Source organism: Bradyrhizobium sp. TM102 (assembly GCF_009176685.1).
GTDB classification, from domain to species: domain Bacteria; phylum Pseudomonadota; class Alphaproteobacteria; order Rhizobiales; family Xanthobacteraceae; genus Bradyrhizobium; species Bradyrhizobium ottawaense.
On sequence record NZ_AP021855.1, the window covers coordinates 4,593,343 to 4,607,551 of the forward strand.

Here is a 14,209-nt window from a genome sequence, read left to right on the forward strand (position 1 = left end):
GGCGGATCCGGTCAAAGAATAGGACGGGGCAAGACGATGCGGATTGAGCGGCGCCACACCACCCAGGGACAGTCACCTTACGCGGGAATCGATTTCCGCCAGACCACGTCGGAGATCAGGAATCCCGATGGCTCGGTCGTGTTTAAACTAGATGGCGTCGAGGTCCCGACCGAGTGGTCGCAGGTCGCCTCCGACGTGCTCGCCCAGAAGTATTTCCGCAAGGCCGGCGTTGCCGCGCGCCTGAAGAAGGTCGAGGAGGAATCCGTCCCCTCCTTCTTGTGGCGCTCCGTGCCCGATACTGACGCGCTCGCTGCGCTGCCTGAGAAAGAGCGCTATGTCAGCGAGCTCAGCGCAAAGCAGGTGTTCGACCGCCTCGCCGGCTGCTGGACCTATTGGGGCTGGAAGGGCAAGTATTTCTCGACCGACGAGGACGCGCAGGCCTTCTACGACGAGCTCCGCTACATGCTCGCCATGCAGATGGTGGCGCCGAACTCGCCGCAATGGTTCAACACCGGTCTGCACTGGGCCTATGGCATCGACGGCCCCGGCCAGGGCCACTATTACGTCGACCCCTTCACCGGCAAGCTGACCCGCTCGAAATCGTCCTACGAGCATCCGCAGCCGCACGCCTGCTTCATCCAGGGCGTGGGTGACGACCTCGTCAACGAAGGCGGCATCATGGACCTCTGGGTCCGCGAAGCGCGCCTGTTCAAATACGGCTCCGGCACCGGCTCGAATTTCTCGCGCCTGCGCGGTGAAGGCGAAAAGCTCTCCGGCGGCGGCCGGTCATCCGGCCTGATGAGCTTCCTCAAGATCGGCGACCGCGCCGCGGGCGCGATCAAGTCGGGCGGCACCACGCGCCGCGCCGCCAAGATGGTCGTCGTCGACGTCGATCACCCCGACATCGAGACCTATATCGACTGGAAGGTGAAGGAGGAGCAGAAGGTTGCAGCTCTCGTCACGGGCTCCAAGATCAACCAGAAGCACCTCAAGCTGGTGCTGAAGGCCTGCGTCAACTGCGAAGGCTCGGGCGACGACTGCTTCGATCCCGAGAAGAACCCTGCCCTCCGCCGCGAGATCAAGCTGGCGCGCCGCAGCCTCGTGCCTGACAATTACATCAAGCGCGTCATCCAGTTTGCCAAGCAGGGCTACAAGGACATCCAGTTCGACACCTACGACACCGACTGGGACAGCGAAGCCTATCTCACGGTCTCCGGCCAGAACTCCAACAACTCGGTCTCGCTGAAGGACGATTTCCTCCGCGCCGTGGAAACGGATGGCGACTGGAACCTGAACGCCCGCACCTCCAAGAAGGTGACGAAGACGCTGAAGGCGCGCGACCTCTGGGAAAAGATCGGCTACGCCGCTTGGGCGTCGGCCGACCCGGGCCTGCACTTCAACACCACCATGAACGACTGGCACACCTGCAAGGCGTCCGGCGACATCCGCGCGTCCAATCCGTGCTCGGAATACATGTTCCTGGACGACACCGCGTGCAACCTGGCGTCCGCGAACCTGCTGACCTTCTACAACACCGAGACCAAGCGCTTCGACGTCGAGGGCTATGAGCACCTCTGCCAGCTCTGGACCATCGTGCTCGAAATCTCGGTGATGATGGCGCAGTTCCCGTCCAAGGCGATCGCCGAGCTCTCCTACGAGTTCCGCACGCTCGGCCTCGGCTACGCCAATATCGGCGGTCTCCTGATGACCATGGGTCTCTCGTATGACAGCAAGGAAGGCCGCGCGCTCTGCGCAGCCCTCACCGCGGTCATGACCGGCATCACCTACAAGACCTCGGCGGAGATGGCCGCTGAACTGGGCACCTTCCCCGGCTACAAGAAGAACGCCGCGCACATGCTGCGCGTGATCCGCAACCACCGCCGCGCCGCGCACGGTGAGTCCTCCGGCTACGAGGCGCTCAGCGTCAATCCCGTGCCGATGGACCTCGTGTCCTGCCCGCAGGCTGACCTCGTCAGCCACGCGCAGGCGGCCTGGGATGCGGCGCTCGCGCTCGGCGAGCAGCACGGCTATCGCAACGCCCAGACCACGGTGATCGCGCCGACCGGCACGATCGGCCTCGTGATGGATTGCGACACCACCGGCATCGAGCCCGACTTCGCGCTGGTGAAGTTCAAGAAGCTCGCCGGCGGCGGCTACTTCAAGATCATCAACCGCGCGGTCCCCGCGGCGCTGCGCGCGCTCGGCTATCGCGAAGCTGATATCGCGGAGATCGAAGCCTACGCCGTCGGCCACGGTTCGCTCTCCAACGCCCCCGGCATCAACGCCTCGACCCTCAAGGCCAAGGGCTTCACCGATGAAGCCATCGCCAAGGTCGAAAAGGCCCTGCCGACCGCCTTCGACATCAAGTTCGCCTTCAACAAGTGGACCTTTGGCGAGGATTTTATTCGCGACCAACTGGGAATCGGCGCGGAAGCCATTGCGGCTCCGGGCTTCGACCTGCTCCAGGCCGTGGGCTTCACCAAGCGCGAGATCGAGGCCGCCAACGTCCACATCTGCGGCGCGATGACTGTCGAAGGGGCCCCGCATCTGAAGGCGGAACATTACTCCGTGTTCGATTGCGCCAACCCCTGCGGCAAAATTGGAAAACGCTATCTGTCGGTCGAGAGCCACATCCGCATGATGGCGGCAGCCCAGCCCTTCATCTCGGGTGCGATCTCAAAGACCATCAACATGCCGAACGACGCCACGGTGGAGGACTGCAAGTCCGCCTACATGCTGTCGTGGAAGCTCGCGCTGAAGGCCAACGCGCTCTATCGCGACGGCTCCAAGCTCAGCCAGCCGCTCAACTCGCAGCTCATCAGCGACGATGAGGACGAGGATGATGCGGTCGAGAGCCTCTACGAGAAGCCGATGGCGGCGCGTGCCGCCCAGGTCTCGGAGAAGATCGTCGAGAAGCTGGTCGAGCGCATCATCGTGATGCGCGAGCGCGAGAAGATGCCGGACCGCCGCAAGGGCTACACCCAGAAGGCGGTCGTCGGCGGCCACAAGGTCTACCTGCGCACCGGCGAATACGATGACGGCCGTCTCGGCGAGATCTTCATCGACATGCACAAGGAAGGCGCGGCGCTGCGCTCCTTCATCAACAACTTCGCCATCGCGGTGTCGCTGGGCCTGCAATACGGCGTGCCGCTGGACGAATATGTCGACGCCTTCACCTTCACCCGCTTCGAGCCGGCGGGCCCCGTGCAGGGCAACGACAGCATCAAGTACGCGACCTCGATCCTCGACTACGTCTTCCGCGAGCTCGCGGTGAGCTACATGTCGCGCTTCGACCTCGCCCATGTCGATCCCAACGAGACCGGCTTCGACGCGCTCGGCAAGGGCGTCGAGGAAGGCAAGGAGCCGGACGAGAACGGCGGTCATCACGCGACCCGGCTGGTCTCGCGCGGCCTCACCCGCTCGCGCACCGACAACCTCGTGGTGATGCGCGGCGGCTCGGCGGCCGTCTCGCAAGGCAACGACGGCGCCCCCACCGGCGGCAGCAAGGTCACGGCCCTGGCCGCGCACGGCACAAGCGCCCGCGTCGGCGACGCCCTCGAAGGCGCCGTCGCCCTGAAGCAGGAAGCTCAGCACGACCTCTCTCCGACGGAAAAGCTCGAAGCCCTGCAGTGGAGCAAGGCCGGCAGCACCGCCCAGACCCTCGTCCCCACCAAGGCCGAGCGCCGCGCGGAAGCCAAGGCCAAGGGCTACGAAGGCGAGATGTGCTCGGAGTGCGGCAACTTCACGCTGGTGCGGAATGGGACGTGCATGAAGTGCGATACTTGCGGATCGACGACGGGGTGTTCGTGAGGCGACAGGCCCTCAGAACCGGACTGCCAGGTTCTGGGGGCCTATACCTTGGTCTCTCATGAAGAAGCCACATCCAGCAGAATGTGTGTGCGCCACTTGCGCCAGCGAGAAAGATTTCGATTTTCCCGAGCATCTTCTCGACAAAATCACGAGTGGCGATGTTGTCGTCTTCGCAGGAGCAGGCATCAGCACCGAAAACAGAGCGCACTGCAAATCTACTCTATACGAGCAGATAAAATCGGAGCTAAGCGCAGCATCGCAAAACAATGGCCTCTCTTTTCGAATATTTCGTGAAGGATTTTTCCCGCGACCTCTCCATTGAGAAAAAGTGGAAACTTCACAACACCCTTACCGGTTCTGAAATCGAGGTGAATGCCCGCGTCTATCTCAACTTTGACGCGAACGCAAAATACGTGGCGTTCTACGTGCCTGAGCTTAGCGGCGCAACTTTTCCCGAAGCCATCTTAATGAACAACATTGAAGAGATTCTTGCCCTCCCAAATACAGATGTCGGGGTAAGCTCGGGCTTCGGCGTTCTGCCAAACGACTGGATAGAAGGAAAGGATCTCAATTTCACCGGGCGCGTCTTCTTCTATTGCGAACGCGACCCTCCAGATGACGCCAAGACGCAGCTCATCAGTGAGGCTGCTACAGGCGGCGTCCGCGTGATATTTCGCAGCAACGCCTATCTGAAAAGGCGCAATGAAATGGAAAAACCTAAAGCTTTCATCTCCCACGACTCTCGGGACAAGTCTTCGATTGCTGGGCCTCTCGCAATACAGATGCAAAGATTCATGTGCCCGGTCTGGTATGATGAGTTCTCGCTCAAAGTCGGCGATAGCCTGCGCGAGGGGATAGAGACCGGCCTAAAGGAATGCTCAAAGTGCATTCTCATTCTCACACCTAACTTTTTGACCAACAATGGTTGGAGCAAGCGGGAGTACGACTCAATCTTCACGCGCGAGTTAGTCGAAAGGCAGCAAGTTATTCTACCAGTTTGGTCTGACGTGGATGCGGCCGGTGTTTACGAGTACTCGCCGATCTTAGCTGACCGCGTCGCCGTTAATTGGTCCCTCGGTGTCGAAGAGGTTGCTCGACGTCTGGTGAGAGCCCTCGATACGTAGGCATAGCTCGAATTAAGGTGACAGCGCAGGAAATTCGTTCGCTATTACCGAATCGGCCACTTCGGCTAATTTTCGCCATGCGACTCTGATAAGTGCACGCCGCATTCCTCCGAATTGCCTTTGCGGTCGACCCCTTCACCCCTAAACTCCCAACCTCACCGGCATGGGTTCCGACGAGCCCGGTAGACGCGGAGTAGAAGTCATGCCCACACCGGAAAGCTTCCCGATCGAGAAGATCTTCGTTCCCACGAAGCAGAAGAAGGCCATCAAGCCCGAGACCGTCGCGGAGGTCGCGGAAAGTATTATGGAGATCGGACAACAGGAGCCCATTTCCATCAGGCTCGACGGAGACCGCCTCGTTCTGGTCGAGGGACTGCATCGGTTAGAGGCCTGCAAGGCGCTCGGCGAGACGACCATTCTCGGTGTCCTGGTCCCGGCCGAGCTTGCCCAGCACAAGCCGCAGCTAGCCGAGCGCCCCGAAGTCGAGGCAGAGCGCATCAAGATGGCGCGATTGAAGCAGTTGCGCCTCGAGAAGGAAGCCGCAGAGGCATCGACTGCTGCCTTGAAGGGCGCGGGCGCAACGCAAGCGCCGCGCGCCCGTCCGACGAAAGGCGCCCGCGACAATCCGAAGGCATCACCGGGCCGGACTGCGAAATCGAAACCGAGAACATTGTCGGACTGGATCACGCAGCAAAAGGGCAGCGGCGGCCGCTATTGATTGCCGGCTCCAGAATTTCTGGAATTGCGGTGACAGTGCACGCACTCAACTCTCGTCTCATCCTTGGAGACTGAATTCCAAATTCACGCCTCCCCCAACCCGAGAATGAAGCTCTCAAAATCCTGCGCGAGTTCGTTCGTATTCGGGAACTCAGCGAACACTTCCCCACCATCCGGCGGCTCACGCTCGTGCTCCCAGTAGAACACCTGGCCATAGCTGTCCTGCTCCAGACTGAGCAGGAACAGGTCGCCGCCGGGATCTGGCGCGAAGGGGCAGCTCAGGCGGGGGATTCGATACATGCTCCGATACATGTCGTAATTGTCGATGACGCCGTAGCTGTCGGTCGGATGGGTCGTGAACAGAACGTCCAGGACGGTGCGGTCGTTGCGCCAGGGCAGCTCGACGCCGCAGGGCTCGAAGCCGCCGCCGTCGGATTGCGCCAGCAGCGCCTTGTAGGGCGCGGGCAGCGGCGCGCCGATATGTTGCTCCAGCGCACGGATGGCGTCGGCGGACGCCGGTGGGCGTCGGTTGTCCATGAGATCGAGATAGTTCATGGGGCTAGCGTCCTGTCCCGTGTCATGAAGTCGCCGCTCCTGTGGGCGAGCTCTCTGTCTATGCTACGTGGTACCAGCTGCATGGTCTTCATGTCTTGATGGTGGCGCCATGTATCATTGTCTCCGCGATTTACGCCCACAGCGCCCATGCCAAGGAAAAGCAAGCTCCTCCTCCGCCTTCGCAGAGTCCGGCGGAGCGTCCAGTGGGCGCGAAAGAAATTCGCGCGCGCGCCGCGGACGGTCCGGATCACGGGCGGCGTCTTGATCCTGCTGGCAACGCTCGCGCTCCTCAACATCGCCTATCAAATCATCCGCAAGCCGACCGAACTCTTCGCCGTCGTCGGCCACGCCCTCGACAAGGAGCTGGTCGAGACCTGGGCGAGCTACGGCCCCCTCTTCCGCACCTATTCCACCGCTGCGATCACGCCCGAATTGCTGGCCGCGCTGGCGCAGGTGGAGAGTTCGGGCAATCCGGTGGCGCGCACCTATTGGCGCTGGCGATGGAGCTTCAATCCGCTAGCGATCTACAAGCCCGCCTCCAGCGCGGTCGGGCTCTTCCAGATGACCGATCCGGCCTACACGGAAGCCGCGCGGTTCTGTGTTCGCGGCAACACGGTCACGCAGACCGGCTGCGGGTTGACCTACCTCTACATCCGCGCGATCCCGAGCCATGCCATCGAGCTGGCCTCGGTGTATCTCGACCGCCAGGTGGCGCTGGTTCTCACGCTCGCCGGCGATCCGAAGCCGAGCGCACAGCAGAAGCAGGATCTGGCCGCCTTCATCCATCTCTGCGGCGCAGGTCCCGCGGCGGCCTATGCGCGGCGCAAGTTTGTGATGATCGCCGGGACACGCTGCGGCGATCACCTCGTCGCGGGCTATGTTTCCAGAGTCAACGCGATGAAGCGGCAGTTTGTGCGGCTGGCGGCGGACCACGAGAATTGAAGAGCACAGCCCCGCTCCCGTCCCGCCATAATTTTACCTCTGCGCATGCGTTGTGTTGGACAGCGGCGAGACCTATCCTTCCCTTTGATCGGACTGCCTCCCATTGACGCCCGACCGGATGGAGAGCGCATCGGTGCCTGAAACGAACGACCCCAAACCTGATACCGGCAAGCCTGATACCGCCAAACCTGACTCCGGCAAGCCGGACGAGGCGCGCGCCGACGGTGGGCTGGCGCGGGCCCTTGACCGGATCAGGAGCACACAGGCAGACCTTGCAAGGCTGGACCAGCTGGTTTCCGGAATGGAACACGATGGCGAAGGCAAGCCAGCCTCGCGCGCAAGCGCCGGTGCGGCGGCAGCCGCCACTCCCGGAAACAAGGCGCCGACGCCGGATGCCAAGCCCTCGAGTGCAAAGCCTCTGAACACCAAGCTTCGCGATCAAGGCTTGAAAGGAGATCGGACCATGATGCGCGCTTTGGTTGGCCTCGTGCTGGCGATCGGCCTTCTCGGCGCCGCCTTCGCTTCGCAATATCGCGATGAGGCCAGCTCAATCAGCAAGTCGATCATGGCACGATGGGCTCCGTCGGCCGCGAGCAGCCCCCCGCAAGCATCCGCGGTGGAAGGCCTCGTGCAGCCGCCGGCCGTGCTACTGGCGGCTGCGGGTGATCCGAGCCCGGGGCCCGCGCCGCCGCTATCCAAGGAAACGGAAAGCGCCCCAAAGCCTGACGCTCCAAGGACTGACGCTCCAAGGACTGACGCTCCAAGGCCTGCTGCCACAGCGCCCGACCCGTCATCGTCCGATCTCGCGCAATCGCTCAAGTCGATCACGACCGAGCTTGCGAGCATCAACGGCAAGCTCGAGCAACTGAAAAGCCGCAACGAGCAGACCCTGCGCGAGCAGGCCGGCACCATTCAACAGCTCAAGACAGCGCAAGAGAAGGATGCGGCGGACAATGCGCGCCTCGCTGCGCAGGTCCAGGCGCTGCAAACGCAACTGACCGCGTCACCCGCGCCTGCAGCTGCGAAGCCCGTCGTGCGCAGTGTGAACAACGATGCGTCGACGCGTGCCCGGCCGCACATCCCGGCGGCCGAACCCCGGCGGCCCCGACCGCCGCCGCGCGGCCCCTGGATGCCGCCGTATATGGACCCTTATTACGGCGATCCGGATTGGTGAGCGAGCTGCCGTAGGGTGGGCAAAGCGACTTGTCCGCCGTAGCTCGAAGAGCGAAGGCGGAAGCGTGCCCACGTCTTGGCTGATCGAGGAGAAGACGTGGGCACGGCGCAAGTGCGCCTTTGCCCACCCTACGAAGCTATTACGCTCTACGTTCGCCTCACCGTATCTCGTTCATCGTCACCTGGGCCGCGATCCCCGTCAGTTCGGAATCTTGCGCCGCAAGCTCCTCATCGGAAGACGGGCCAATCGAGACTTCAGTCATTCTGCGTTTGACCTGTTCGCAGGTCTTGCGCACGTCTTCGGTGAACAGCGCGCATTCTTCGATGCGCTTGAAGATCTTCCGTCCCTCTTCACGATACCCCGCTGCCGTTTCTCGCATGAAGGCGATCGCATCATGAACCTGGGCCGTCAGCGCCTCGCATTTTTGCGCCGCGTCGATCAACTCGGTGCCCATGGCCTCGATCTCTTTTGCAGCGGACTCATAGTCGCGAACGACCGCCTCTGCACTGAGCGCACCGACGCGCGACACGCCCGCGGTGTGCTCGACGTAATCAGGCAGATTAATTGAAGTAATGGAGCTTCCCGAGCGGATCGACGTGATGTCGGCTTCGAGTTGGACCAAGTTCACTCCGTCCCGCCTGTGCAATTGTTCGACACTTGCCATGACCAATCCTCCCAATACGCGCGCCCAGCACCCCAAACAGTATGGGGTTTATTACGGGGATAAGTGTCGTTCTACCTCGATGTACTCTTGACAGTCTCCACTTTGCCATTTTCTCCCAATCGTCACCTCTGCACGCAGAGATGACGAACCATCAAACTTCAACTTGCCGGCGTACCAGATGGAGGAGATGTCGTTTTCTCAAGCACCCGCCCTGTCAAAGACAAATGAACCCCGTCCGAATTGCTGAACGAGCCTGGGCCCCGATCGAGCGTGGCGGAATCGAGGGCTGCCGCACGCGCACAACCTGTCATCGGCGGCGTCTCACGCCAACAGCGAGTATTCAGCTCTGCGTCCGCGCTGCCCGATCACATGCTCAGAATGTGATCGGGCCTCACCACCAATACGGCCAGCGCCATCCTTCATAGCGAACATAGGAAGGCACCAGCGGCGGGCCGTAGGGATCGACGCGGTCGTCCTCGGGGCGATAGCGATAGCGCGGAACGACATTGTAATCCCACGGCGTTGGCCTGAGCACCGGCGCCGTGACGATGAGCCGCTCTTGCGGTGCGCGAACGACGACGGCTTTCCGCGTTCGGGCCTCAGCACCTGAAGTTGCAAGGCTGCTCAGCACCAGGGCGGTCCCGAGCGCGCAGGCGGCGGTCATTTTTGTCATGCGGTGGTCTCCTTCGCGGCAAGAGTGCAAAAGGACTCGGGGCAAGGCAAGCAAATTTCGCGCGACTTTTTCTGCGGCCATCCTTCGAGACGCCCGCTTTGAGCGGGCTCCTCAGGATGAGGGTGGAGTACGCGGCGACAGCTTCAGCAGGCCACGATCCCCCTTAGCCTCACCCTGAGGAAACCGCCACCGGGTCCGCGCAAAGCGCGGCCCGATGACAGGCTCCGTGATCGTCTCGAAAGACGAGGCGCGCGCTCGGGCGTTTCAGCGGGCTACGAAGCCCTACACCGCGTCGACCTCCTCAGGCACCGGTCCGGCCACGAGCCCGTCGAGACTGACCATCAGCAAATCGGCGATGTGCATCAGCTGGTACAGCGGAATGTCCGCTTCGCCCTGCTCGGCCAGTTGCACGAAAGCCGGCGTGACGCTGAGGCGCTCGGCGAGCTGGCCTTGCGTGTAGCCGCGCATCTCGCGCGCGGCCTTGACGCGCGCGCCGATGCCGAGCCGGTGCCGGGCCTGCTCGTCCACGGTCATCATCGCGGCCTGCTCGTCCGCGCTCGCATAACCGTCCGCGAACGCACCCCCGATCAGCCTCTCCTTGCGCCAGGCGAGCCGGCAGCCCTTGCGCAGACCGCTCGAGAAAACCAGCGAAAACTGCTCCGGCACCCATGCCGAACTGTTGAGAGCCACGCGCGCGCCGGTGAAGGAGACATCGCGGATCGTGCAGGGCACGCTGACGATGCTGCCGGTGCCGTTGTCGAACTCGACCATGCCGGTGCGCAACGTGTGATGCCTGACTGCGGCACGATGATCGCTCATGACAGCTCCCGAAAACTTGCGGCGGCGTTTCCAGCGCGGCCGAAATCGGGGCGAAGATAGCGCAGAACTTTCCTGCAACTCCTAACCGGCAGCCGCCTCAGCCGGGACTGGATGGCATGGTAAAGGAATTGCTCTCGCGATCTCTTGGATCGTAGCAAGGCCCTACTCTCGCGCGCGGCGCAGGGCCTGTTCAAGCTTCGCCCGCTGCTTGTCCCAGCGCGCCTCCTCCGCCGCGGCGCGCTCATCCAGCGCGGCCCGGTCGGCGTCGATCTCCTGCGCCTTCGCATCATGCTCCCGTCTCGCTTTGTCCAGCGCCGCCTCGGCGAGGGCGACCGCCTTGTCGCGACGCGCGCGCTCTTTGGCGCGGACGGCCTCCTCCTTGCGGCGCTCGGCCTCGCGCCGCCGCTCCTCCTTCTCGAATGCCGCGGCGGCCTTGCGGGCGGCCTGATCGTCGATCTTGCCGGATGATTTGTTGGCGGCCTTGGAGGGAGGCTTCGTCGATCGCGTCTTGCCCTTGGCCTTGCGCCTGGGCCTGGCGTCGTCATCGACGAGATCGGTGGGCAGCTCGGCGCTTTCGGTGAACCGCCCGTCCGATCCCACGGGGCGCCTGAGCACGACGCCTGGCTTTGCCATGGTCGCCGCGACGATATCGGGATCGTCGGTCTCCTTCGCCGCGCCCTGATGGAACAGGTTGGAGCTCGCGCCCCAGGCCTCCAGCGCCGCCTTCATCGAAGGTGCCGCGATGGCCTGATCGTAGAAGCCGAGCGAGGTCTGGTAAGTCTTCAGCTTTCGTTTCGGTCTTGCCGGCATGTCGTCCCGATTGTGGTTTCGCTAATCCGGGCTACGAACTTCCAACCAACGCATCATACCCCTTCTCGCTGAACGTCAGCAGACAGAACCCGTGCCCGAACGGATCGGCCAGCATTGCGATCCGCCCATAGGGCGCATCGCACGCCGGCGCTTCCAGGATCGCGCCGGCACCGAGCGCACGCGCGACGGCAGCGTCGACATCATCGACGACGACGTCGATATGCACGGGCGTCCAGTGCCGCTCGTAGCGGCGGCGGTCTGCGCCGGCACCTAACGTGCCGGCCTGCTTGGTCAGGAGATAGACTGGCGCCGGCCAGCCAAGCAGCTCGACGAAGTCGGTGCCGAAGCGGCGGCCGACGGTGAGGCCGAAGGCGGCGGTGTAAAAGCTCGTGGCCTGCACGATGTCGGGGACGTCGATGTTGAGGAGAAAGGTCATGCCGGACTCGTTGCGCGGTTGCGCCGCGAGCGTAGCCCGAATGGAGCGCCAGCGTCATCCGGGATGTTGCCGCTCGCTCGGCCCCGGATTCGCGGAGCCTGTCATCGGGCCGCGCCTCGCGCCGACCCGTTGGCTCCGTCCGGGCTACGCCCTCCGCACAAAGCTCCTCGCGGACGGCACCATGGCATGATGCCACTGTTTTGCCCGACGCGGCAAAAGAGAATTCGTAATAACCGAAAACACAAGCCTTATCAAGGCCGTATCTACTGTGCATGGGGTTGTTTTCGCAAAATCGCTTCCGGCGGCCTCACTTGCCTCTCAGGCTGAGGATATAGGCCGAAAGCGCATCCGCCTGCTCCGGCGCGATCACGAGGTTCGGCATGTTCTGGTGGCTGGTCCGCCAAAACACCTTGAGCGACAGCGCGGTGGTGCCGCTCCTGTCGGCGATGGCCTGGAAGCTCGGGGCCTCGTCGAAGAAGCCGGCCATGTGCGGCTCGACGGCGTGACAGCTCTGGCACCACGCCTCTGCCAGACGATGCCCTTCGTCGACCGCGCGCGGGCCGGACCTCGGCGCCCCCGCAGCGGTGTGGACGACGCTGAACAGAAACAGCACCGACAACGCGATCAGGACGGCGAGGCCGATGTAGATTCGAGCGCTGTGCGACATGACTATCCCTCGCGATGTCCCGCCAGTTGAGCCAGCTTGACGCCTGGCCGGCACACCGGGTTGATCTGCGTCAACGGATTGCGCCTTCGCATCGCAGCCCCGCGCGCAACTTCAGCACGTCACGAGCTCGGTGTGGCCTCGTGGATCAAGCCGGTCGCAGGGATCGCGGCAACCGCGTAGGCTCGCGCCCGTCAACGACTCACGGAGGCACCACCATGAACGGCAATCGCTATTACGGCGTCCGTGTCGAGGGCGCGAAATACGGCGTCGGCTTCGGCTCCGCGCTCGCCATCGCGATCTCCTACACCAACAACCATTCTATACTGTGGGCGATCGTCCACGGCATCCTGGGCTGGTTCTACGTGATCTTCGTCGCGCTGTTTCGGTGATATCGCACCGGCGGGCGATGGCGGTTGCAGGCCGGCGGCAGCTTTCCCTTGCTTTCCTCGACCCTGCCCCTAGGGTCGCGCCGCGAACGAAGCGATCTACGAGAGTTCAACGAGACTTGCCATGACCGACACGATGAAATGCCCCGCCTGCAGCTCCGAGCACGTCTATCAGGACCGCGATCTCTGGGTCTGCCCGGAATGCGGCCATGAGTGGAGCGGTGCGGCGGAGGCGGCGGCGGACACCGCGCAGGACGCCGGCGTGCGCGATGCCAATGGCAATGTGCTCGCTGACGGCGACAGCGTCATCGTGATCAAGGATCTCAAGATCAAGGGCTCCTCCTCGGTGGTCAAGGGCGGCACCAAGGTGCGCAACATCCGCCTGCAGGACGCCAGCGACGGCCACAACATCGCCTGCAAGATCGACGGCATCGGCGCGATGAACCTGAAGTCGGAGTTCGTGAAGAAGGCGTAGCTCGCGCCTACCTTTGCCGCTGCGCCAGATAGAAGCCGCACAGCACCGTCACCAGCCCCGCGGCCTGCAGCATCGTCGGCGGCTCGCCGAGCAGCAGCCAGCCGGTGAGCAGCGTCAGCGCCGGCACGCAGGCCGGAAACACCGCGGCGCGGGCAACGCCGAGGCGCTGGACCGAGACGGCGTAGAGATAGAGCGCGGCGGGGCCGGCGAGCACGCCCTGCGCCAGCGCCTGGATCGCATTCTCGCTCACACCGATCGCCGCAACATGGGCGAGCCCGACGGTTGCGATGTAGACCGGCAGCAGCAGCAGCGACAGCACGTTGATGACCAGCGCTGCCGACACGGCCGAGACGCGCCAGTGGCGCAGAGCTGCGCCGAAGCCTGCGAACATCAATCCGGTGAGCACGAAGATCAAATCGCCTAGCACGCCGTCGGCCCCGATATGACCGATCGATTCCGCGCCGATCACGCCGAGGCCGCCGACGATGACGACGGCGCCGGCAAGGCGCGAGACGGAGATGTACTCCTTCAGCACGACCGCCGCGAGCAGCAGGCCGCCGAGCGTCGCGCAGGAGGGCTGGATCACGCTGCCATGGCCGAGCGGCACGAACAGGAAACCGGTGTAGGAGATCAGCGACATCACGGGGCCGCCGAGCACCATCAGCACAAGGCCCCTGCTCCAGCCGATGCCGCAGAGATCGGAGATGCCGGCGCGGAACACCAGCGGCAGGAACGCGATCCCCGACCAGACATAGCGATGCACCAGGAGATCGACCGGCGTGAAGCCGAGCTTGAGGCCATGCCGCGTGGCGGCAAAGCCCAGCGCCCAGAACAGCGCCGCGGCAAGGCCGCAAGTTACGCCGACCAGTGCCGGCGCCGCATCCTTGTTCTGAGAGAGAGCGTCTGCGCCGCTCGTCCGCTGATCCATGGACCAAGCCTTATGTCAGCGCATATACC

At 63.4% G+C, this 14,209-nt stretch carries 16 protein-coding genes; 7 read left to right on the forward strand and 9 right to left on the reverse strand.

The window, feature by feature from the left end; all coding sequences use genetic code 11:
* The first annotated feature begins 36 nt into the window (after positions 1 to 36).
* The 3 genes from GDN70_RS21935 (at position 37) to GDN70_RS21945 (ending at position 5,652) form a co-directional block, all read left to right on the forward strand.
* A complete protein-coding gene (locus GDN70_RS21935) occupies positions 37 to 3,810 on the forward strand; it encodes a vitamin B12-dependent ribonucleotide reductase (protein ID WP_152103030.1) in 3,774 nt (1,257 codons plus the stop codon).
* A gap of 290 nt (positions 3,811 to 4,100) precedes the next feature.
* A complete protein-coding gene (locus GDN70_RS21940) occupies positions 4,101 to 4,934 on the forward strand; it encodes a toll/interleukin-1 receptor domain-containing protein (protein ID WP_173015850.1) in 834 nt (277 codons plus the stop codon).
* A 202-nt stretch (positions 4,935 to 5,136) separates the two neighbouring features.
* On the forward strand, positions 5,137 to 5,652 hold the full coding sequence (locus tag GDN70_RS21945; protein ID WP_152103032.1) for a ParB N-terminal domain-containing protein: 516 nt from the start codon (positions 5,137 to 5,139) through the stop codon (positions 5,650 to 5,652).
* Positions 5,653 to 5,735: 83 nt separating this feature from the next.
* Here the strand turns inward: GDN70_RS21945 and GDN70_RS21950 are convergent, their stop codons facing one another.
* On the reverse strand, positions 5,736 to 6,206 hold the full coding sequence (locus GDN70_RS21950) for an SMI1/KNR4 family protein (RefSeq protein WP_095424255.1): 471 nt from the start codon (positions 6,204 to 6,206) through the stop codon (positions 5,736 to 5,738).
* The gene (locus tag GDN70_RS35805) at positions 6,203 to 6,355 is read right to left on the reverse strand and encodes an HNH endonuclease (protein WP_095424256.1); all 153 of its coding nucleotides are present in this window, start codon (positions 6,353 to 6,355) and stop codon (positions 6,203 to 6,205) included. The genes GDN70_RS21950 and GDN70_RS35805 overlap by 4 nt, the downstream gene beginning before the upstream one ends.
* Between GDN70_RS35805 and GDN70_RS21960 the strand changes: the two genes are divergently transcribed.
* Together GDN70_RS21960 and GDN70_RS21965 are read left to right on the forward strand one after the other, a co-directional pair.
* The gene (locus tag GDN70_RS21960; protein WP_152103033.1) at positions 6,354 to 7,148 is read left to right on the forward strand and encodes a transglycosylase SLT domain-containing protein; all 795 of its coding nucleotides are present in this window, start codon (positions 6,354 to 6,356) and stop codon (positions 7,146 to 7,148) included. The two genes, GDN70_RS35805 and GDN70_RS21960, sit on opposite strands and share 2 nt — an antisense overlap.
* A gap of 118 nt (positions 7,149 to 7,266) precedes the next feature.
* Complete coding sequence (locus GDN70_RS21965; RefSeq protein WP_152103724.1) at positions 7,267 to 8,322, forward strand: hypothetical protein; 1,056 nt, start codon at positions 7,267 to 7,269, stop codon at positions 8,320 to 8,322.
* A gap of 157 nt (positions 8,323 to 8,479) precedes the next feature.
* On the opposite strand, the gene GDN70_RS21970 is transcribed toward GDN70_RS21965, so the two are convergent.
* The 6 genes from GDN70_RS21970 to GDN70_RS21995 all read right to left on the reverse strand — a co-directional run bounded on the left by GDN70_RS21970 (position 8,480) and on the right by GDN70_RS21995 (position 12,391).
* Complete coding sequence (locus GDN70_RS21970; protein ID WP_152103034.1) at positions 8,480 to 8,986, reverse strand: hypothetical protein; 507 nt, start codon at positions 8,984 to 8,986, stop codon at positions 8,480 to 8,482.
* 391 nt (positions 8,987 to 9,377) lie between these two features.
* The gene (locus GDN70_RS21975) at positions 9,378 to 9,659 is read right to left on the reverse strand and encodes a hypothetical protein (RefSeq protein ID WP_028144876.1); all 282 of its coding nucleotides are present in this window, start codon (positions 9,657 to 9,659) and stop codon (positions 9,378 to 9,380) included.
* A 282-nt stretch (positions 9,660 to 9,941) separates the two neighbouring features.
* Positions 9,942 to 10,478, reverse strand: a complete 537-nt coding sequence (locus GDN70_RS21980; RefSeq protein ID WP_028144877.1) for a helix-turn-helix domain-containing protein — start codon at positions 10,476 to 10,478, stop codon at positions 9,942 to 9,944.
* A gap of 162 nt (positions 10,479 to 10,640) precedes the next feature.
* Positions 10,641 to 11,288 carry a cell envelope biogenesis protein TolA gene (locus GDN70_RS21985; protein ID WP_152103035.1) on the reverse strand — a complete coding sequence of 216 codons (648 nt, stop codon included), beginning with the start codon at positions 11,286 to 11,288 and terminating at the stop codon, positions 10,641 to 10,643.
* A 31-nt stretch (positions 11,289 to 11,319) separates the two neighbouring features.
* Positions 11,320 to 11,724 (reverse strand): VOC family protein, encoded by a 405-nt coding sequence (locus tag GDN70_RS21990; protein ID WP_152103036.1) that lies wholly within the window; start codon positions 11,722 to 11,724, stop codon positions 11,320 to 11,322.
* Between the two features lie 307 nt (positions 11,725 to 12,031).
* Positions 12,032 to 12,391, reverse strand: a complete 360-nt coding sequence (locus GDN70_RS21995; RefSeq protein ID WP_173015851.1) for a c-type cytochrome — start codon at positions 12,389 to 12,391, stop codon at positions 12,032 to 12,034.
* A gap of 215 nt (positions 12,392 to 12,606) precedes the next feature.
* Here GDN70_RS21995 and GDN70_RS35105 point away from each other — a divergent pair, with 215 nt between their 5' ends.
* On the forward strand, positions 12,607 to 12,780 hold the full coding sequence (locus GDN70_RS35105) for a hypothetical protein (protein ID WP_162832229.1): 174 nt from the start codon (positions 12,607 to 12,609) through the stop codon (positions 12,778 to 12,780).
* Positions 12,781 to 12,901: 121 nt separating this feature from the next.
* On the forward strand, positions 12,902 to 13,252 hold the full coding sequence (locus GDN70_RS22000) for a zinc ribbon domain-containing protein YjdM (RefSeq protein WP_028144881.1): 351 nt from the start codon (positions 12,902 to 12,904) through the stop codon (positions 13,250 to 13,252).
* 7 nt (positions 13,253 to 13,259) lie between these two features.
* Here GDN70_RS22000 and GDN70_RS22005 read toward each other — a convergent pair whose 3' ends face one another.
* Positions 13,260 to 14,180, reverse strand: a complete 921-nt coding sequence (locus GDN70_RS22005; protein WP_152103038.1) for a DMT family transporter — start codon at positions 14,178 to 14,180, stop codon at positions 13,260 to 13,262.
* Positions 14,181 to 14,209 lie beyond the last annotated feature (29 nt).